Here is a 20074-nt window from a genome sequence, read left to right as displayed (position 1 = left end):
AGGTTCTAGAAATTCTATTTTTGGGCATGACAAATAAACCTTCGTGCCAGTCTGTTTTTATTTAGTTACAAGAGTGTAAAATACGGGTACGAAAACGTTCAAAGTTATGGATACCATATGAGGTACGTTTAAGAACCTTAATCTTGTTATTAAAGCCCTCTGTGGAACCGTTTGTAATTCCGTACTTAAAAGCATTTAATATTTCATTTGACCAATACCGATATGTTGCAGCGCACTTTTCAAACTCTTTAATACCTGAACTTTCAGCATTGCGGATCCATTCATAGAACTCTGTTCTTTGGATTGAGTACTTTGTATTCTGACAAATATCATAAAACCATTCTTTTAGCATATGTGCTTTTCTTAAATCATCATTATAAAGTAACATAATGTCACATGCTTTTTTATCCCTATTTTCTAGTTGTTTATACCTTGCTAAAATTAGTTTATGACTGCGTTTATAGTATTTTCTCATCGTTGCAGTCATGCTTTTTTGTAGTCTTTTACGTACATTTTCGATGGCCCATGTAACTTGACGAACAAAGTGATATTTATCGATTATGACTTGAGCGTTAGGGAAAAAGCTATGAGCCAAATCAACATAAGGTTGCCACATATCACATACAAAATACTTTACGCGGTACCGCTCACTTCGGTTTATTTCTTTAAAATAAGAGGCTAAATGCGCTTGTGAACGATTTGGGAGGATATCCATTATAGAACGTTGCTTTGGATTTACTAGAATACATTGATATTTTCCAGTTTCAGCATTCCCCTTAAATTCATCAATTGAAATGGCTTCTTTTAAAGAAGGACAAGTATAATGAATAGTATCAAGAATTCGCGCCACAGTTGTAGCTGAGACATTCGCTCGACGGGCTACGGTTTTTAAAGTCACGCTTTGTCTAAGTTCATTTACGATGTATTTAGTAAGTCGAGTAGTACGTTGTTGGTAATGTGCTAAAAAATCGTATTTTTCACTGAATCTTTTACCACATGCACAGCGATAACGTCTTTTTCTAAGTATTAGATAGCAGTCCTTCATCTGAAATGGTAGATCCCTAATAGTCTGTTGCCTGTAATCATGAACCTTATTTGTCTTAGCACCACAGGAAGGGCAAGTGTGAGTTTTTGCCTTAGTTTCAATAAATATTTTTACAAAAGAATCCGCATGAATGATATTTTTTATTTTTACCTCTTTTAAATCTAGTAATTTATTGATACAATAATTATGCATTATTGCAACCTCCTGGTGATTGTTTTGGTAGACTGGCACTGGGAGGCTTTTTTATTATTATAAAATAAAATGTTGGAGTAGTGAATTAATTTATTCACATACCCCAACATTTATTATAGAGCCATTATTTTATTATTATAATAATCTATGTACTTTATAAGTTCTAGCTTGAATTCGGCAAGCGATTTAAATTTTCTCAAATAAAGTAATTCAGATTTAAGAATCCCAAAGAAATTTTCCATTACTGCATTATCTAGACAGTTTCCTTTTCTGGACATACTTTGTATAATCCCCTTACTTTTTAAACGTTCCTGATATCTGTTATGTTGGTATTGTCACCCTTGGTCTGAATGTAGGATAATAATTGAATCGTCATTTATTTTTTCAAGAGCATCATCCAACATATCTAAAACCTGACCTAAGACAGGACGTTTACTAATACTGTAACTTAATATTTCTCCATTATACATATCTAGTATGGGGGATAGATATAATTTTTCACCAAACATTGAAAATTCAGTTATATCTGTAGTCCATTTTTGGTTTGGTCTATCTGCATAAAAGTTCCTTGAAATTAGATTTGTTGCTACTATTCCAACTTCACCTTTATATGAACGATATTTCTTAATTCGTACCATACATTTTAATCCTATATTTTTCATTAAACGTTGAACTGTTTTATGGTTAATAATAAAACCTCGATTTTTCAATTCAAGAGTAATACGTCGATATCCATATCTTCCTTGATTTTCATGATAGATATTATTAATCATTATTTTTATATCAGCATATTTATCTGATTTAATAGATTGATTTAAATAGTAGTAGTATGTACTTCTTGGAATACCTATATATTCTAGAAGAGCTGTCAATTTATATTTACGCCTTAATTCTGAAATGACAGCTACTTTGTCTTCTGTTCTAATTCTCTTCTCTTTTGAATTAAGGCGTTCAATTTTTTTAAGTAATCATTTTCCATTTGAAGTCGTTGTACTTCTAAAATTAACTCCTTTTCAGTAAGATTAGCAAGATTCTTTGCTGGAGCTACTTTCTTCATCATTTTTTTATTATTCCTTCCTCGTTTTCCAAGACGTAATACATCTGGACCAAACGTGTTATAAATTCGTTCCCACTCAGAAAGAGGATGTTTTGAAGGAATACCTAATCTAGCAGCCGCTTCTGGAGAAGAAAGATTATTAGAATACATATATTCTACAGCATATACTTTAAAATCTCCACTATATTTTCTGCTCTGTATATTCAATCCGTCAGGTCCATGATATTCATACATTCTTACCCATTTTCGAATATCAGTAGTGGAAGCTCCGATAGACTTGGCTACACTATTTTTAGATAATCCATTATTTATTACATCTAATACTGCTTTAAGTTTTATATCATATGAATATTTCTTTAACATTAAAAATGCACCTCCAAAGTTATTTTGTCTAACATTTGGGGTGCACTTCATGCTGGATATAGAGCTATTTTTATGTTGGGTTTCTAATATAGCTGTTTTTGGGCATGACAAATAAACCTTCGTGCCAGTCTGATTTTATTTAGTTACAAGAGTGTAAAATACGTGTTCTTAAACGTTTAAAGTTTCGAATTCCGTAAGAGATACGTTTTATTACTTTAATTTTATTATTGAATCCCTCTGTAATACCGTTTGTTAGTCCATACTTAAAAGCATTTAGTATGTATTTTGACCAGTGTCGGTATGTTGTAGCACACTTCTCGAACTCTTTCATACCACAACATTCAGCATTTTTAATCCATTCATAAAATTCAGTTCTTTGAATAGCATACTTGGGATTTTGGCAAATACGATAAAACCATTCTTTAAGCATATGGGCTTTTCTAAGATCATCATTGTAATGTAGCATCAAATCACATGCATCTTTATTCTTGTCTTTCAACTTATCATAGCGTGTTAATATAAGCTTATGACTTCGTTTATAGTATTTTCGCAATGAAACGGGCATAGTCTTTTGTAGTCTTTTACGAACGTTTTCGATTGCCCATGTAACTTGTCGAATAAAGTGGTATTTATCAATAATAACTTGAGCATTTGGAAAGTAAGCATGTGCTATGTCTACATAAGGCTGCCACATATCGCAAATAAAAAACTTTACGCGATTACGCTGACTACGATCAATCCCTCGGAAGTATTCTGATAAATGAGATTGAGTCCGATCTGGTAGTATATCCATAACTGTATGTTGCTTGGGATTTACCAGGATACATTGATATTTACCAGTGTCAGCATTCCCTTTAAACTCAACAATAGCAACTGTATCTTTGAGAGAAGGACAAGAGTAATTGATAGTATCCAGTATTCTTGATACGGTATTTGTAGAGACATTCTTTCTTTTGGCTACATACTTTAATGATACAGAGTCACGAAGTTGTTCCGCTATAGAATGAGTAAGCCTAACGGAGCGTTGCTGATAACGAGCTAGAAAGTCGTATTTCTCAAAAAAACGTTTACCACAAGAACAACGGTAGCGACGTTTTTAAAGTACCAGATAACAGTTCTTCTCTTGAAAAGGTAAATCCTTAATTGTTTGGGTTCTGTAATCGTGGATTTGTTTGGTTGCATTGCCACAGCAAGGACATTTTTGTTCTTTGGGGAGTGTTTGTATGAAAATTTTTACAAAAGTATCAGTATGTACTATATTTTTTACTTTTACCTCTTTTAAATTTAATGATTTATTGATACAATAACTATGCATTATTGCAGCCTTCTAGTGGTTTGTTTGTCGACTGGCACTGGGAGGTTTTTTTATTATAAAGAAAAATGTTGGAGATGTGAATAGTTTAATTCACATGCCCCAACATTTATTATAGAACCTGTTTTATAAAGAATCTAACTTTACAATCCTATTGATAGCCAATCCAATCCCCATTAATAACCAAAATATTGGTGCTACTGTTATACTAGAATCATTTGTAATTCCACTAACCATATAGCTAAAGCTACTCACTAATACAGCGATACCTAGAGCATCATTAATATTCAATTCTTTTTTTCTTATATATAAGACGATACTCTTAAAAAAATAGATTCCATAGAATACCATAAAGCAGAGAAGTGAGAGTACACCTGTTTGAACCCCTATTTGTAAGTATAGTGAGTGAGGTTTTGTTATCAATTCAGCACCGAAACCATAGTTTGTCATAGCAACATAATCATACTGAGGGTATTCAAATACAAAAGTATCTGCTCCTGAACCAAGAATAATATGATCAGATAATAAAGGAAAAGTTCTTGACCATAGGTAGCCTCTTCCAGAGCCAAAAGTTTCGTGTCCGTCAAATACCATGCTAGGCGCGCTTTCTAATGGTGAAAAGCGGCCATATCGATTATAAAATTGGTATTGCTTAGTTTCTGTATTATATTTAAAATACCAAGGTGTCTCATCAATTAATAAACCGAAATCGACAATATCATCAAAAAAAATAACAAGTGATATACCATCAAAACGATTATCAAGTATTTTAAGAACATGTTCAGATGCTTCTGATTCTATCACTTCTGTATTAATTAGATTATTAGCTGTATCTTTAATGATTAAGCTGTTGTCATTATTGTGTGATATAATTAGAGTATTTCCTTTATAGGTAAGTTCAATGTGATCTGAAGTCGTTATCATATTCGATAAATTTGGTTTTATTTCTTCTTTATTGCTGAATGCATTTTTTATAGCATTAAGGTATGCATTATTTTGAATAGTATTAATAACGATAAAGCCGATACACACACTTGCTATAATAGGTAGAACGATATACCAACGGCGTAATAATATCTTTCTTAATAATAGTAATGCGAGGATTGCTGTAACTACAATACTAATAAGACCTGTTTTGGACTGAGAACCAAACATGCTGACTGCTTGAGTTATGATAACAAGTCCATAAAGTACATATTCATAAGTTTTATTCTTAAATAAAAATAAAACGATAAACAATGGAATGATCATAGAGGCGTAAACCCCGACATAATTTGGATTATATAAAGTAGCATATGTTCTTCCCTTTTCAAATGCCATTTCTAGAGTAGATGGATCAACTCCTTTTTCTGCGATAAGTGATTTCCCTAAATCGGTATTAAAAAAGTCGAGTCCAAAAGCCTGAAAAGAACCAATTATTCCAAGGATGAGAGCTCCGATCGCTAATGCATTTATCAGTAGCTTAATTTCCGAGTAAGATTGTAAAACTAAGAATGAATAATAAACAACTAGCGCATATCCGAGTAAACAGAACACATTTTCAAACTGTTCAAAAATACCGCTAAAACCAAAAGATCGATGTTCTGATACTATTGTAGAGATTAAGGCTAAACCTGCATATCCAATAAGAGGATAAATAGCCAGATGTGTTTTTAAGAATTTTTTATCTAAGGTTGATTTGATAGCTAGAATGAGTAGGCAGAGCCCTGCAATAAATACAAAAAACCATTGCTTATAATATAAGAAAAAGTCATATGCCGTATCATCAGCAGGAAACCAGTTGTAAGTCCCCAATCCAGCACTATAACTATGCATACTTACGATAAGCGGTAAAACAGTAACTATGAGAAACAATGGAAATAATAACATTAGTGAAGTTGTATTTACATGTTTCTTGTCTATGTAACCGTTATTTCTTTTTTTCTTTAAGTTATTAGACATTTATATTTCTCCTTATAAGTATTGTTTCTTTCAATAATAATGATATAATCATTATACACTATTTAGGTGTTGTTTCAAGAAATCTTTCTTACAAAAACTTAATTTAGAATAGATTTGACATAATTCTGACATAGAATAAAAATTGCACCACATAGACCTGTGTGCTATAATTGTTTAGTTATGTACTAGGTTAAGTGAATTCAATTAAATTATGGAGAATATAAATGTTGCAGTATATTAAAGACAAACAACTATTAATCAGACGAGTATTCCTAATTCTAATAGACGTATGTGCTATATGTCTATCTAGTGGACTTGCATTACTTATTCGATTTGATTTTAATTATAAGAGTATTGAGCTACGATATTTGGATAGCATTTGGGAATATATGCCAATCAATATAGTCACAGTTCTTTTGACGTACTACTTTTTTAAGCTCTACCATAGTCTTTGGATTTATGCCGGAATATCAGAACTTGAAAAAATCGTGGTGGCTTCCTTATCAGCTTCCATCGTCCAATTTGTTGGGATGAATATACTAGGGCTGCCGATTCCAAGAAGCTATTACTTTATGTATGCCGCTTTTCTAGTATTTTTCACAATAGCTTCTCGCTTTACATACCGTTTATTACGAATGAAGTTAAGGAAAAGAGGCATAGAAACTACTGGTGAAAATGTTATGATAATCGGTGCTGGTGAAGCTGCCAATATGATTATTAAAGAACTACTAAATAGTACCCATATCCATAAGACTGTGAAGTGCATTATTGATGATGCAGAAGATAAAGCTGGTCGTTACATTCACGGTATACGCGTCGTCGGTAATCGTAATACAATACTTGATAATGTCGAACGTTTTAATATTGATGAAATTATTATTGCGATGCCTTCTGTTTCAAGGAAAGTGATTAGTGAAATAGTATCCATTTGTAAAGAAACGGGATGTAAACTTAACATCCTACCTGGAATTTATCAATTAGTAAATGGAGAGGTAAGTACAGCACAGCTTAGAAGTGTTGATGTCGAAGATTTGCTTGGACGAGACCCCATCAGTGTGGATCTAGATTCCATCATGAGCTATGTCAAAGGTAAAGTTGTATTGGTTACTGGAGGCGGTGGTTCCATTGGTAGCGAGCTTTGTAGGCAAATTGCAAGTCATAAACCGAAGCAGTTAATTATTGTTGATATCTATGAAAATAATGCCTATGACATACAACAAGAATTACAGAGAAGGTATCCTGACCTAGATTTAGTTACTTTGATAGCATCAGTGCGTAATACGATGCGAATGGATAAAATTTTTGATGAATATCGTCCTAATATTGTTTATCATGCTGCGGCGCATAAGCATGTTCCATTGATGGAAGATAGTCCAAATGAAGCTGTGAAAAACAATGTTTTCGGTACACTAAAAACAGTGCAGGCGTCTGATCGTTACGGAGTGGAGAAGTTTGTATTAATCTCCACGGATAAGGCAGTTAATCCTACCAATATCATGGGTGCTACAAAACGTATCTGCGAGATGATTATACAGGCGTATAATAAATGCTCCAAAACAGATTATGTAGCAGTGCGTTTTGGTAATGTACTTGGAAGTAACGGTAGTGTAATTCCACTTTTTAAGAAGCAAATCGAAGCTGGAGGACCAGTAACAGTGACTCATCCAGATATCATTCGTTACTTTATGACAATACCAGAAGCTGTCTCCTTAGTGTTACAAGCTGGTGCCTATGCAAAGGGTGGAGAAATTTTTATCCTGGATATGGGCGAACCGGTTAAGATCCTTGATTTGGCGAAAAATTTAATTCGTCTATCGGGTTATGTTCCTGGGGAAGATATTGAAATAAAGTTTATGGGATTAAGGGCAGGAGAAAAACTATTTGAGGAACTTCTCTTAGAAGAAGAGGGATTGATGGAAACTCAAAATAGTAAAATTCATATAGGGCAACCTATTAATTTTGATGAAGAAAAATTTTATTTACAATTAGAAGAGCTTTACCATGCTTGTACGGAAGAGAGTGATTATATTCGTGAGATGGTTAGTGATATTGTAGGGACTTATATCTATAAGTCCGAACTAAAAGAAGAAGTTGCTGCTACAACCTATGAAAGTGATCACTAAATCTTATCAGCATTAGTGTCCTTTGGTTTATTTTCTTAAGTAAGTAGCAATACTTATAGTGATAGAAGTGATACTTATATCATAGTAAACGAAGAAATCTTAGGAATTAAAAGAAAATATGACTTAGAAGAAGCAATTTCGCTTATGGCGTAGAAGTAATATATAACAACAAAAGAAAGGATCCACCTATGAGATTTTTAAAAGACATACTATGTGGTATATTAATGGGCATTGCCAATATCATTCCAGGCGTGAGTGGAGGAACCATGGCTGTGTCGATGGGAATTTATGACCGTATCATTGGATCAATCACCAATCTTTTTAAACAATTTAAGAAAAGTGTTATGACTCTGCTTCCTTATGGGATTGGAATGTTGGTAGCAATTATTGGGTTATCCTATTTTATTGAAACATTTTTTGAAAAGTATCCATTACAGACAGGTTCTCTATTTGTTGGTCTTATCCTGGGTGGTGTACCTATCCTAATAAAAAAGGTTAGTAAAAAACCTTCGACTGAAAGAACGAGCAAAACTCATGGGTTTGATGCAATAAGTGTAGTTTTATTTATAGTATTTTTTGCCCTTATTATACTCCTTCAGATCTTTGGAAGTGATAAAGAAGCGAAAATCACCTTATCAGTTTCTGTGATTCAGATGGTAAAATTATTTATCATAGGTGTGATTGCATCGGCAACTATGGTGATTCCAGGTGTGAGTGGATCCATGATTCTGTTAATCCTAGGCTATTATAATCCAATCATAGAGACTATTAATTCAACAATAAAAGCATTGTCACCATGGAATTTCGATACGATACTTCATAATGTAGCAATTCTTGCACCATTTGGAATTGGAGTTCTTGTTGGTATCTTTGCTATAGCAAAAATTATAGAGTTTTTGCTTTCTCGTTATGAGAAAAGGACTTATTTTGCGATACTTGGGCTTGTGCTTGCCTCACCATTTGCTATCTATATGGGGATTGGTGTTGGAGTTATTACGGTTGCTAGTATTCTCGTAAGTGTTTTGACATTTGCAATTGGTTTTCTCATTGCTTATTATTTAGGAAGAGAATAAGTTAGGTTTCATGGATATTAGTAGTTTGTAATACACTAAGCTGTTAGCTTATAAGACAGTTAGCGTATTTATTTATTCGCATATGAATGGTAATCATACAAATTTTGTGATATAAGGTGCAAAATGCACCAGAATGTAGGTTTATATGAAAAGAAAATTAAAATTTTTGCTATCAGTGATGCTTATACTATCACTAATTAGCTATGGTGCAATTAAAATACAGGGAAAGAATAAGCAGTATCAGGAGGAGGGACTTACGATAGTCACCTCCTTTTATCCAATGTATATCGCTGCCCTTAATATAGCGGATGGAATCGATGGGGTTCAGGTGGTTAACTTAACGGAAAATCAAACTGGATGTGTCCATGATTACCAGTTAACAACAAAGGATATGAGAACTTTGTCAGGTGCACAAGTCGTTATATTAAACGGTGGTGACATGGAAGAATTCATGGAAGACGTACTAAATCAGCAAGAAGAAATTCAAGTGATTGATTCTAGCGCTGGCATGGATTTCTTAACAGGAAGTACTCATAATCATTCAGGAGAGTCTTATCAAGAAGATAATGAGTTGTATAATCAATATAGTGAAGAAATTGATCACGACCATACGGATGAAGAAAGTAGTAACCATCCAGAAGATGATCACGACCATACAGATGAAGAAAGTAGTAACCATCCAGAAGATGATCACATCCATACAGATGAAGAAAGTAGTAACCATCCAGAAGATGACCACGACCATACAGATGAAGAAAGTAGTAACCATCCAGAAGATGATCACATCCATACCAATGACGATAGCAGTAATCAATCAGAGAGCTCACACGTTCACACTCATAGTAACTTGAATGGACATGTTTGGCTTAATGTACATCGTTACATGCAGCAAATACAAACTATCACCGAAGGGCTTTGTGAATTTGATCCTACCCATGAAGCAATGTATCGAAAAAATGAAGATAAATACTTAGAACAGCTACAATCTATAAAAGAAGAGATAGAATCCATAAAAGAGATAGCAAATGGTGCTGAAATTATCATTTTCCATGATTCTTTTGCTTATCTAGCGGAAGAGCTTGGAATGGAAGTAGTACATGCAGTGAATACCGATGGAGAAACAGCACTTAGCGCTGGGGAGATTGCAGAGGTAATTGAAGAAATAAATCTTCACGATATTAAATATCTTTTTACGGAAGAGCAGTACGAACATACCATTGCAGACCGAATCGAGGCTGAGACCAATGCAACGGTTTATGTGATGGACTCTTTAGTGACGGGGGGAGTCAATAAGGACTCTTATCTTAAAGGTATGAAAAAAAATATTGAGATGTTAAAAGAAGCTTTATTAAAAGATCAAAAGTGATTTGAGATAAGGTGATAAGTGATAAGTGTTATGTGGATAACTCACTCCTTAGCTTCATGAATTGTTGAAAAGATTAATCTTTTAAAGAAAACTAAGCTAGTGTGCTAAAGATATAATTGCTAGAGTAAGGTGTTATAACGCCAGAATTGAGGATAGTATGAAACAAGAAAAATCACATAAATCTTCCCCTAATATAAAGAAGACAAAATCACAGGTTGGATTTTCCTGTTCTTCTTGTATAAACCAGCACGAATCCTGCTCAAAAGGAGCCTGTGGACTTCATTGTATCCGTATGAACAATATCGGTGTTACGATAGGAAAGACAACGATTATTGAACATATCAATCTGCATATTCATTGCGGTAAATTAACAGTTATCATTGGTAAAAATGGAGCTGGTAAATCTACCTTAATAAAAGCGATTCTGGGTGAATTAAAGCATGAGGGGACCATTGAATTTAAAGATATGAAGAATAACACCCTACCTAAGATGACGATAGGGTATGTTCCTCAATCCTTAAATGTAGAGAAAAATACACCAACCAGTGTTTATGATATGTTTGCAGGATTAATCGATCGGCGACCTGTATTTTTACCAAGGAAAAAACGACTATATGAGAATATCAAAGAAAAACTTCGTTTTTTTGAAGCTCAGGACTTAATTGATAAGAGAGTTTGTGATTTATCCGGTGGTGAATTACAAAGGGTAATGCTTTCCATTGCATGTACCCCAACGCCAAATTTGCTTTTACTTGATGAACCGGTCTCTGGAATTGATCGGAATGGTATGGAACTTTTTTATAAGAATGTTGAAATGCTTAAAAATAACTATGACTGTGCGTTTATCTTGGTATCACATGATTTGAAATTTGTTGAACAATATGCGGATTATGTAATTCTACTAGATAAACATATCTTAAAGGAAGGTACACCAAAAGAGGTTTTATCAAGTAAGGAGTTTCGAGAAGTATTTGGATCATAGTTAATAAGAGAGAACTCTAATATGATTCAAGTAATTAGTAAATTAGGTTATCATATTGAAAAAAATCCTAGAAAAAATGATAAGAGTAAAGTTTTAGTGAATATATATTACGAGCTATATAGCAAGCAAGAAAATAAATTCTAATTGTAATACTTTTCAATTCGAATTCACAAAGAGGGTAAGAAACCATGGATACAATTTATCACTTAATGGAAGCAGTACTTCCATTTGAATTTATTTCCTACAATTTTATGAAAAATGCATTACTAGCGGTATTAGTGATTACACCGCTATTTGGAATGTTAGGAACTATGATCGTGAATAACAAACTTGCATTTTTTTCAGATGCTCTAGGGCATTCTGTGTTTACCGGCATGGCAATTGGTGTAATACTTGGAATAGGGGATACGAACCTTTCTACCATTGCATTTGCTGTGGTATTTGCATTGTTGCTTAATTTTATTAAGAGAAATAACACCGCATCGACGGATACTATAATTTCAGTGTTTTCCTCTACCAGTACGGCAATTGGTCTAGTTATATTATCGAGCGGAGGTAACTTCTCAAAGTACTCCTCTTTATTTGTTGGAGATGTATTAAGTATTACTCCGAAAGAGATCGGTTTATTGGTAATTATTTTTGCTGTTACACTAGTATTCTTTGTAACTTGTTTTAATAAGCTTCATTCGTTAAGCTTAAATACGAGTCTGGCAAGGAGTAAAGGAGTAAATATAGCTACGATTGAGAATTTATTTGCAGTACTCATTGCTCTAATTGTAATGCTATCCATTAAATGGGTAGGGTTACTTATCTTAAATGCCTTGTTAATTTTACCAGCCGCTGCCTCAAGAAATATCTCCTCTAATATGAGAGAGTATCACTTATTTAGCATTTTAATCTCAGTGTTTTCAGGTATCTTGGGATTAATCTTAAGTTATTATTTAAATCTAGCTACTGGTCCAATGATAGTTATTATTTCTGCAGTAATATTCTTTTCTACGTTATGGATGAAGGGGCGAGTGGAAAGCTAAAGTTTCGGAAATTCAGAAAGTTTCTGTCCACAGATAGTAATATTCAGAACTAAAATAGTCACAGTAAAGTGAATGTGAACAAAATATTCTCGCGAAATGTGCGAAACTCACAAAGAACAACGATTATTGATAACGAAAATGAGCGAAAATTATGGAATTATGTTGGTTTGATATTGTAAAATTTTACATTATTTGCTATACTGACCTCAGACCAACATATTAGAGGTGATAAAATGCAGAACAATTGGGTCATTTATATTAAAATTATTGTAAACCTATTACTGACCATCCTGTTAGGAGTAATTCTATTGTTGATTGGACCAAAGTTATTAGCATTCTTTCTTCCGTTTGTAGTGGCTTATATACTGTCACTCATTGCTAATCCTCTTGTTAAGTTTATGGAAAAAAGGATAAAGATAGCCAGGAAGCATGGTTCTGCTATTATCATTATTCTAGTTTTGGCCCTAATATTTGGCTTGCTCTATTTGGTTTTATCTATGCTATTTCACGAGATCTCCAATCTGATTTCAGATATACCAAATATAGCACAACAAATTGTCGACACCTTAGAGGGCATTTCGACTAAGTTTGTAAGGCTGTATGAAGCACTCCCACAAAGCTTGAAAACGTTTTTGGATAATTTAAATAATAGTGCACAAGGATCATTAGACAAGCTATTAAGTGGAGTGGATTTCACCAGTGTCTTAAAAGCTGGAGGCGTCGTCATGAATTTTGCCAATATGGTATTTATGATTATTATTACAATATTGGCTACTTACTTTTTTATTGCAGATCGTGAGAATATTATTGCGGCTGCCAACAAGGTCTTACCAGAATCGATCAAGCGTTTTTACCGAATTATAAGTGATAATTTTAAGACTGCTGTAGGTGGATATTTTAAGGCGCAGTTTAAGATTATGAGTATTCTAACGTTGGTAATGTTTTTAACATTTGAGATTCTGGGGATTAGTTACTCAATTTTACTAGCGCTTACTATAGCAATAATCGACTTCTTACCAGTGCTTGGAACTGGCTTAGTGTTCTGGCCATGGACAATCATTGCATTTTTGAATGAAAAATATGTGGAAGCCATTGTTATATTGGTGTTATATCTTGCTTGCCAAATCATTAAGCAAGTATTACAACCAAAGATGGTAGGAGACAGCATTGGAATTAGTCCTTTTTATACTCTGATCTTTATGTTTATAGGGTATAAACTCTATAATGTTATCGGTATGATATTTGGTATTCCAGTTGGGATGGTGTTAGTTAGTCTTTATCGACTTGGAATGTTTGAACGAATCATACGCGGTATCAAGATTATTGCTACGGGCATAAACGATTTCAGAAAATACTAAATTTAGAGCTGTAAGCGATAAAGCATCAGACTCAAAGAATGGATATAGCTAAGAGGGGAACCAATTAGAAGGGAAAGGGTTAATATGAGCGGGGATATCATAGGAAAATTATTTAATGAAAAAGTCATCAGCGTAAACCAAATCAGAGAGATTTTGGAGATGTACAACATAGGAAAAAAGCCATTAGCGAAATTACTGGGGTGGGGAGAAACCACTGTAATTCGTTATCTGGATGGCGATATTCCAACTTTGGAATATACTGAGAAATTACAAGAGATTGCAGAAAGCCCAATGTATTATTATCGGATACTTATGGAAAATCAAAGTAAGATTACCAATGTTGCTTATAAGAAAAGCAAGAAAGCAGTATTGGATGTAATGATGCGTTCGAAGCTTCATGTATCAGCACAATATATTATAAATCAGGCAAATGCTGAAATAAATCCTAGGCAGATTCAAAGTATATTGTTTTACTCACAGATACTAGCCCTTGTTTTTTTGGGTGAGGAAATATTTGATGAGGATGCGCAATTAACTTACAATCAGATGCCTTACTTAAGCCTCTATGAAGGGCTAAGGAAGCAGGGGATCCGAACCATTGAGATGAATCTTGACAAACTAAGTCGCATTGAAAAAGATATTATTGATTGCGTCCAAAATGCATGTGGTTGGTATGGACCTAAATCTATTTTTGCCATCTCATCCGTGGAGAGAAAGGCTACAGAGGATTTATTAGAAGGGCTTAATAGTAAAATCATAACAAAAGATTATCTAAGAACTGTATATGGTAAGATGTTTAGTCAATTACAAATAAAACGCTATCAAGATTTTCCAAAGTATTTGCAACAAAGACTCAGTCAGGCAATTGGAAAAGATGCTTTATTTTCAGCGAATGTACATAAAGAGATATAGAAATAGCAAGTTGCTATAACATATAATGATAAAAAAGTTCATGAAGGAAGATATATTTTCTTTCATGAACTTTTTTTCATCACAAGGAAAAGTCCGCGAATCGTGCTTTTTCTTGTTTGATTCTAATGTTTAGCGAAACGTCGTAAAGATTTAGTATGATAATTCGTAAGAGCTTTCAGAGGATGTATAACAAGCATAGTTAAGAAGTAAAAAAAATCGATTTATCATTATAGATATAGGGTTGACTTTGTGCATGAAAATATCTATACTAATTCATATTAAATATATAGGAATAATTAGAATATAATTGAAAATTATAGGTAGGGCATTATAGGTAGGGCATTATAAGTAGGGCATTATAAGTAGGACATTATAAGTAGGACATTATAAGTAGGGCATTATAAGTAGGACATTATAAGTAGGACATTCATAAGTAGGACATTCATAAGTAAAATATTAATTAGTGAATATTTTACAAAAAAAATTCTATCACTAAGATATTATAAGAAAGAGGAGTTTTATGTTAAATCAATTTTCAAGATCAGAATTATTATTAGGAACAGAAGGAATGGAAAAGCTGTCTAAATCCAGAGTTGCGGTGTTTGGAATTGGTGGTGTTGGTAGTTATACAGTAGAAGCTCTTGCTAGAAGTGGAGTTGGAACCTTTGATATATTCGATGACGATAAGGTTTGCCTAACGAATATAAATAGGCAGTTGATTGCCACACGAAAGACAGTTGGTAAATACAAGGTAGATGTGATGAAGGAGAGAATTCTTGAGATTAATCCCAATGCCATCGTAAACACCCATCAGTGTTTTTTTATGCCTGAAAATGCTGACAGTTTTGATTTTAGCGAGTACTCTTATGTTGTAGATGCTGTTGATACGGTTACTGCAAAAATTGAATTAGTTTTACGTGCAAATCAAGCAAATACAAGAATTATCAGTTGTATGGGAGCGGGTAATAAATTAGACCCTACCAGATTTGAAGTTACAGATCTATACAAAACATCAGTATGTCCGCTTGCAAAGGTGATGCGTAAGGAATTAAAAACAAGAGGGATTAAGAAATTAAAAGTGGTATATTCCAAAGAACCTGTAAGACAGCCACTTTCAGATATGGCACTTAGTTGTAAAACTGGTTGTATCTGTCCTCCAGGTGCGGAAAGAAAATGTACACAAAGAAGAGCTATTCCAGGAAGTACGTCCTTTGTACCATCGGTAGCAGGTTTAATAATTGCAGGTGAAGTAGTAAAAGATATTATTGGGATTACAGAAGCTTAATGTGGAATAGAAAATTTAAAGATGTTAAAGTAGTATAGGTAAAATAGATACAAAAAAAGAGTTATGAAAGCCTTGAATAGCAAATATATTTTAAGTCAAAAGGTGGGGGCTTAAAGATGAAGGAAGAACGTATTGTTAGGGAGTTTTGTAAGTTAGTAGAAATTGATTCACCCTCATTTGGTGAACGGAAAATGGCAGACCAGTTAAAAGCAGATCTTGTAGAACTAGGATTCGATGTAGTAGAAGATAAGGCAGGGATACATTATAACGGAAACTGCGGTAACCTCTATGGATATTTACAAGGGGAGCTACCAGGAGATCCAATTCTTTTTTCTGCTCATATGGACACCGTAGAGCCTTCAAAGAATAAAAAAGCAGTGGTGCAAGTAGATGGTAAGATCACTAGTGATGGCACAACTGTACTTGGAGCTGATGATATTTCTGGAATTGTTGCTATCCTAGAAGCTTTAAGAATGATAAAAGAACAAGGAATTCCTCATAGAAGTATTGAAGTATTATTTGCGATTGCAGAGGAGGTTTATATACTAGGTAGTGAGATTTTTGACTATTCCTTAATTCGTTCAAAAGAAGCCTATGTACTTGATTTAACTGGCGAGGTTGGAACTGCAGCGTTAAGTGCACCAACACTAGTTTCCTTTACTGCCAAGATGATTGGAAAAGCTGCGCATGCTGGATTTGCTCCAGAGAATGGAATACATGCAATCGCTGCGGTAGCAGATGCTATCGGACAGATAAAACAAGGGCGCATCGATGAAAGTACAACAGTAAATATTGGTACGATAACTGGTGGATTGGCAAAAAATATTGTACCTGAAGTCTGTACCATCGAGGGGGAAGCTAGAAGCTTAAATCATGATAAGGCAGTTCATGAAGTTGATAAAATTCATGATGTTTTTATGGATGTTGCAAAAAAACATGGTGCAGAGTGCGATTTTACAACCTCCTTTGGTTGTATCGCGTATGAAATTGATCAAACGCATCCTGTCGTTACAAAATATGAAAAAGCATGTAATAAGCTAAATATTCCTACAAACTATGTTAAGACCTTTGGAGGGAGTGATAATAATAATTTTGTTCGTCATGGAATCACAGGTATTGTCATAGCATGCGGTATGAATGAGGTGCATTCTACACAAGAGTACACTTTTGTTTCGGAACTTGTAAAGTGTAGTAAAATTGTTTTTGAGCTAATGACAGCATAAGAAGAACGAGGGGATATTCTCAACAATGATTACTTTATCCACTGGTTCAACTTTCTTTTTCTAGACATAGAAATACCCCCATATAGGACTTTTATATTTCATTGTCTTATATAGGGGTAGCATATCAACCTATTAGCTCTCTTAATTAAATTTTTTAACATCATTAGGAGGTAAGCTTGTTGCTAATATAATGTACAGTTCTAAATTTTAATCTATCTTATTTTATCCCAGTGTTGATCCTTCTCGCTAAGCTTTAGCCTTGTTCCATCAATAAGTCTATATCCTTCCCCTGAAGCCTTCCCCTTATACTCCCCAACCACTTGTGGCCATTCAATCCCTATTGAAGGATCATTCCATGCCAAACCATCTTCATCTCCAGCATGATAGAAGTCAGTGCATTTGTAGCAGAATTCAGCAACGTCGGATAATACTAGAAATCCATGTGCGAATCCTTCTGGAATATAAAATTGTTTTTTATTATCTTCGGTAAGTTCAACTCCGTACCATTTTCCATAAGTCTCAGAATTACTTCTTAAGTCCACAGCAACGTCGAATACTATCCCCTTGATTACTCGGACTAATTTTCCCTGTGGAAACTCTTTTTGATAATGAAGGCCACGCAGTACACCCTTAGTGGAGCAAGACTGATTATCCTGAACAAATTTCATGGTAAGTCCTGCTTCTTCCATATCATTTAGATTATATGTTTCCATAAAATATCCTCTCGTATCACCATGAACGGTAGGTTCGATAATGCAAAGTCCTTCAATTCCACCAACATTTTTTTCTACTTTTATCTGTCCCATAATTTTCACTCCTAGAATTCAATTTCTTTTAAATATCTACTAAGGGCGTCCTGCCAGGTTGGGAGTGGTTCGAATCCGTTTTCTACTAACTTACTCTTATCTAGGCGACTATTAAATGGCCTTTTAGCCTTTGACGCACCATATTCAGCGGTGGTAACTGGAGTTACGATTAATCGGTCTTCAGAATATTCTAAATGACCTAATTTTACAGCCTGACGGAAGATTTCTTTTGTGAAATCATACCAACTGATATAACCGCCTTCGTTAGTTGCATGATAGTATCCATATTTTTCGGTTTCAATCATATCAACTAGAAGCCTTGCCAAATCATAAGTATATGTCGGTGTACCAATCTGATCATTCACAACGGTAAGTTTATTATGGTTTTTTCCAACATTCAGCATTGTCTTAATAAAGTTCTTTCCGTTTTTACCGAAAACCCATGCAATACGAACTATGAAATATTTAGAAAGTGTAGTAGATACAGCAAGTTCGCCTTCCAGTTTGGTCTTTCCATAGACATTAAGAGGTTTATAGTCGTTGCATTCAGGCAACCAAGCATCGGTTCCCTGACCATCGAACACATAATCGGTAGAGATATACATCATCTTAATGTTAAGTTCTTTGCATACATTTGTAATGTTTATAGTTCCAATAGCATTCACCTGATGGACTATTTCTTTTTTATCATCATCTTCAGCTGTATCTACTGCAGTCCATGCTGCACAGTGTATGACTGCTTCTGGTTTTACTTCTTTCATGACTCTATCAACAGATGTTTTATCCGTGATATCCATCTCTTCAATATCTACACCAATCGCTTCATGATTTCTTTTTGTAAGTTCGAGGACAACATCGTATCCGAGTTGCCCTTTGACACCTGTTACAAGTATTCTCATTTTAATATGTCCTCCGTTTTTAGCAACAATCAAGGGATAGAGAAAGGTTATTTACCTAATCTGAGGGTTATCTGTTACTATACATTTTTTCATAGTAGTTTTGATATTCACCAGAGATGATAGTTTCCCACCATTCTTTATGTTCTAAGTACCACAGAATCGTTTTTTTGATCCCTTCTGCAAATTTAGTTTCTGGAAGCCAGCCTAGTTCATTATGGATTTTGGTAGGATCGATGGCATATCGCATATCGTGACCTTTGCGATCTGTAACATAAGTTATCAAGCTTTCTGGTTTGTTTAGCTCTTTACAAATGATTTTTACAATGTCAATATTCTTCATTTCATTGTGACCACCAATATTGTATACCTCGCCAACACGCCCTTTGTGAATAATCAAATCAATTGCTTTACAATGGTCTTCCACGTAGAGCCAGTCACGCACATTTTCACCATTTCCGTAAACAGGAAGGGGCTTATCGTTCAAGGCATTAGCAATCATTAAAGGGATTAATTTCTCAGGAAAGTGATATGGTCCGTAGTTGTTTGAACAACGGCTAATGGTAACGGGTAGTTCATAAGTACGGTGATAAGCTAATACGAGGAGATCAGCACTTGCCTTGGAGGAACTATAAGGGCTACTAGTTTGGATTGGTGTTTCTTCGGTGAAGAAGAGGTCAGGTCGGTCAAGTGGTAAATCGCCATATACTTCATCCGTAGATACTTGATGATATCTTTGGATGCCGAATTTTCTGCAAGCATCCATTAGTATTGCAGTTCCTTTGATATTCGTATCGAGGAAGATTTCTGGACTTTCAATCGAGCGGTCAACATGACTTTCTGCAGCAAAGTTGACAATAATGTCAGGGTGTTCCTCTTCGAATAATTGATAAACAGCTTCACGGTCTGTTATATTTATTTTAACAAAACGAAAATTTTGATTGTCTATTACGGGAGAAAGAGTAGATAAGTTTCCTGCGTAAGTCAAGCAATCAAGGCATACAATACGATAGTCTGGGTATTTGTTTAACATGTGGAAGATAAAGTTGCTTCCAATAAATCCGGCACCGCCAGTTACAATAATAGTCATATTTTTCTCCTTTTTTTAT

General features: G+C 34.3%; 15 protein-coding genes and 2 pseudogenes. 9 read left to right on the top strand and 8 right to left on the bottom strand.

All coding sequences use genetic code 11. The annotated features are described in order from the left end of the window. Positions 1-61: 61 nt before the first annotated feature. The 5 genes and pseudogenes from CC92_RS0109140 to CC92_RS0109120 all read right to left on the bottom strand — a co-directional run bounded on the left by CC92_RS0109140 (position 62) and on the right by CC92_RS0109120 (position 5910). Positions 62-1237, bottom strand: coding sequence for an ISL3 family transposase (locus CC92_RS0109140; RefSeq protein WP_029502023.1), 1176 nt, complete (start codon positions 1235-1237; stop codon positions 62-64). Between the two features lie 128 nt (positions 1238-1365). After that, positions 1366-2163 (bottom strand): annotated as a pseudogene (locus CC92_RS20895) (IS3 family transposase); the annotation flags it as partial. After that, the gene (locus CC92_RS0109130; protein ID WP_029503195.1) at positions 2142-2657 is read right to left on the bottom strand and encodes a transposase; all 516 of its coding nucleotides are present in this window, start codon (positions 2655-2657) and stop codon (positions 2142-2144) included. The pseudogene CC92_RS20895 and the gene CC92_RS0109130, both read right to left, overlap by 22 nt. A 139-nt stretch (positions 2658-2796) precedes the next feature. Beyond that, a pseudogene (locus tag CC92_RS20890) lies at positions 2797-3972 on the bottom strand (ISL3 family transposase). Positions 3973-4095: 123 nt separating this feature from the next. Continuing rightward, on the bottom strand, positions 4096-5910 hold the full coding sequence (locus CC92_RS0109120) for an O-antigen ligase family protein (protein WP_029503196.1): 1815 nt from the start codon (positions 5908-5910) through the stop codon (positions 4096-4098). Positions 5911-6134: 224 nt separating this feature from the next. Between CC92_RS0109120 and CC92_RS0109115 the strand changes: the two genes are divergently transcribed. From CC92_RS0109115 to CC92_RS0109070, 9 genes are all read left to right on the top strand, one after another. Continuing rightward, complete coding sequence (locus CC92_RS0109115) at positions 6135-8033, top strand: polysaccharide biosynthesis protein (RefSeq protein WP_029503197.1); 1899 nt, start codon at positions 6135-6137, stop codon at positions 8031-8033. 188 nt (positions 8034-8221) lie between these two features. Next, the gene (locus CC92_RS0109110) at positions 8222-9106 is read left to right on the top strand and encodes a DUF368 domain-containing protein (RefSeq protein WP_029503198.1); all 885 of its coding nucleotides are present in this window, start codon (positions 8222-8224) and stop codon (positions 9104-9106) included. Between the two features lie 145 nt (positions 9107-9251). Next, positions 9252-10472: a metal ABC transporter substrate-binding protein gene (locus CC92_RS0109105; protein WP_029503199.1), complete on the top strand. Its 1221-nt coding sequence runs from the start codon at positions 9252-9254 to the stop codon at positions 10470-10472. A gap of 157 nt (positions 10473-10629) precedes the next feature. Further along, positions 10630-11454, top strand: coding sequence for a metal ABC transporter ATP-binding protein (locus CC92_RS0109100; protein WP_197035790.1), 825 nt, complete (start codon positions 10630-10632; stop codon positions 11452-11454). A 188-nt stretch (positions 11455-11642) separates the two neighbouring features. After that, complete coding sequence (locus CC92_RS0109090) at positions 11643-12485, top strand: metal ABC transporter permease (RefSeq protein WP_051650742.1); 843 nt, start codon at positions 11643-11645, stop codon at positions 12483-12485. 233 nt (positions 12486-12718) lie between these two features. Beyond that, the gene (gene ytvI / locus CC92_RS0109085) at positions 12719-13843 is read left to right on the top strand and encodes a sporulation integral membrane protein YtvI (protein ID WP_029503203.1); all 1125 of its coding nucleotides are present in this window, start codon (positions 12719-12721) and stop codon (positions 13841-13843) included. A gap of 84 nt (positions 13844-13927) precedes the next feature. Beyond that, the gene (locus tag CC92_RS0109080; protein ID WP_029503204.1) at positions 13928-14755 is read left to right on the top strand and encodes a hypothetical protein; all 828 of its coding nucleotides are present in this window, start codon (positions 13928-13930) and stop codon (positions 14753-14755) included. A 520-nt stretch (positions 14756-15275) separates the two neighbouring features. Further along, a complete protein-coding gene (locus CC92_RS0109075; RefSeq protein WP_029503205.1) occupies positions 15276-16040 on the top strand; it encodes a tRNA threonylcarbamoyladenosine dehydratase in 765 nt (254 codons plus the stop codon). A 116-nt stretch (positions 16041-16156) separates the two neighbouring features. Next, complete coding sequence (locus CC92_RS0109070; RefSeq protein WP_029503206.1) at positions 16157-17263, top strand: M20/M25/M40 family metallo-hydrolase; 1107 nt, start codon at positions 16157-16159, stop codon at positions 17261-17263. A gap of 212 nt (positions 17264-17475) precedes the next feature. On the opposite strand, the gene rfbC is transcribed toward CC92_RS0109070, so the two are convergent. The 3 genes from rfbC to rfbB are packed head-to-tail and all read right to left on the bottom strand — an operon-like array spanning position 17476 to position 20055. After that, positions 17476-18069, bottom strand: a complete 594-nt coding sequence (gene rfbC / locus CC92_RS0109065) for a dTDP-4-dehydrorhamnose 3,5-epimerase (RefSeq protein WP_029503207.1) — start codon at positions 18067-18069, stop codon at positions 17476-17478. Positions 18070-18080: 11 nt separating this feature from the next. Continuing rightward, positions 18081-18998 (bottom strand): dTDP-4-dehydrorhamnose reductase, encoded by a 918-nt coding sequence (gene rfbD / locus CC92_RS0109060; protein WP_278245256.1) that lies wholly within the window; start codon positions 18996-18998, stop codon positions 18081-18083. 37 nt (positions 18999-19035) lie between these two features. Further along, a complete protein-coding gene (gene rfbB, locus CC92_RS0109055; protein ID WP_029503209.1) occupies positions 19036-20055 on the bottom strand; it encodes a dTDP-glucose 4,6-dehydratase in 1020 nt (339 codons plus the stop codon). Positions 20056-20074 lie beyond the last annotated feature (19 nt).

Source organism: Lachnoclostridium phytofermentans (assembly GCF_000733755.1).
GTDB lineage: Bacteria > Bacillota > Clostridia > Lachnospirales > Lachnospiraceae > Lachnoclostridium > Lachnoclostridium phytofermentans_A.
Note: the sequence above shows the minus strand (reverse complement) of the source record. Positions and strands in the feature narration are given on the sequence as shown.

Coding starts and splice junctions, on each gene's coding strand:
- CC92_RS0109120 (WP_029503196.1), bottom strand. CDS start 5,910: ATGTCTAATAACTTAAAGAAAAAAAGAAATAACGGTTACATAGACAAG.
- CC92_RS0109115 (WP_029503197.1), top strand. CDS start 6,135: ATGTTGCAGTATATTAAAGACAAACAACTATTAATCAGACGAGTATTC.
- CC92_RS0109130 (WP_029503195.1), bottom strand. CDS start 2,657: ATGTTAAAGAAATATTCATATGATATAAAACTTAAAGCAGTATTAGAT.
- CC92_RS0109140 (WP_029502023.1), bottom strand. CDS start 1,237: ATGCATAATTATTGTATCAATAAATTACTAGATTTAAAAGAGGTAAAA.
- CC92_RS0109070 (WP_029503206.1), top strand. CDS start 16,157: ATGAAGGAAGAACGTATTGTTAGGGAGTTTTGTAAGTTAGTAGAAATT.
- CC92_RS0109100 (WP_197035790.1), top strand. CDS start 10,630: ATGAAACAAGAAAAATCACATAAATCTTCCCCTAATATAAAGAAGACA.
- CC92_RS0109105 (WP_029503199.1), top strand. CDS start 9,252: ATGAAAAGAAAATTAAAATTTTTGCTATCAGTGATGCTTATACTATCA.
- ytvI (WP_029503203.1), top strand. CDS start 12,719: ATGCAGAACAATTGGGTCATTTATATTAAAATTATTGTAAACCTATTA.
- rfbB (WP_029503209.1), bottom strand. CDS start 20,055: ATGACTATTATTGTAACTGGCGGTGCCGGATTTATTGGAAGCAACTTT.
- CC92_RS0109075 (WP_029503205.1), top strand. CDS start 15,276: ATGTTAAATCAATTTTCAAGATCAGAATTATTATTAGGAACAGAAGGA.
- CC92_RS0109080 (WP_029503204.1), top strand. CDS start 13,928: ATGAGCGGGGATATCATAGGAAAATTATTTAATGAAAAAGTCATCAGC.
- CC92_RS0109090 (WP_051650742.1), top strand. CDS start 11,643: ATGGATACAATTTATCACTTAATGGAAGCAGTACTTCCATTTGAATTT.
- CC92_RS0109110 (WP_029503198.1), top strand. CDS start 8,222: ATGAGATTTTTAAAAGACATACTATGTGGTATATTAATGGGCATTGCC.
- rfbC (WP_029503207.1), bottom strand. CDS start 18,069: ATGGGACAGATAAAAGTAGAAAAAAATGTTGGTGGAATTGAAGGACTT.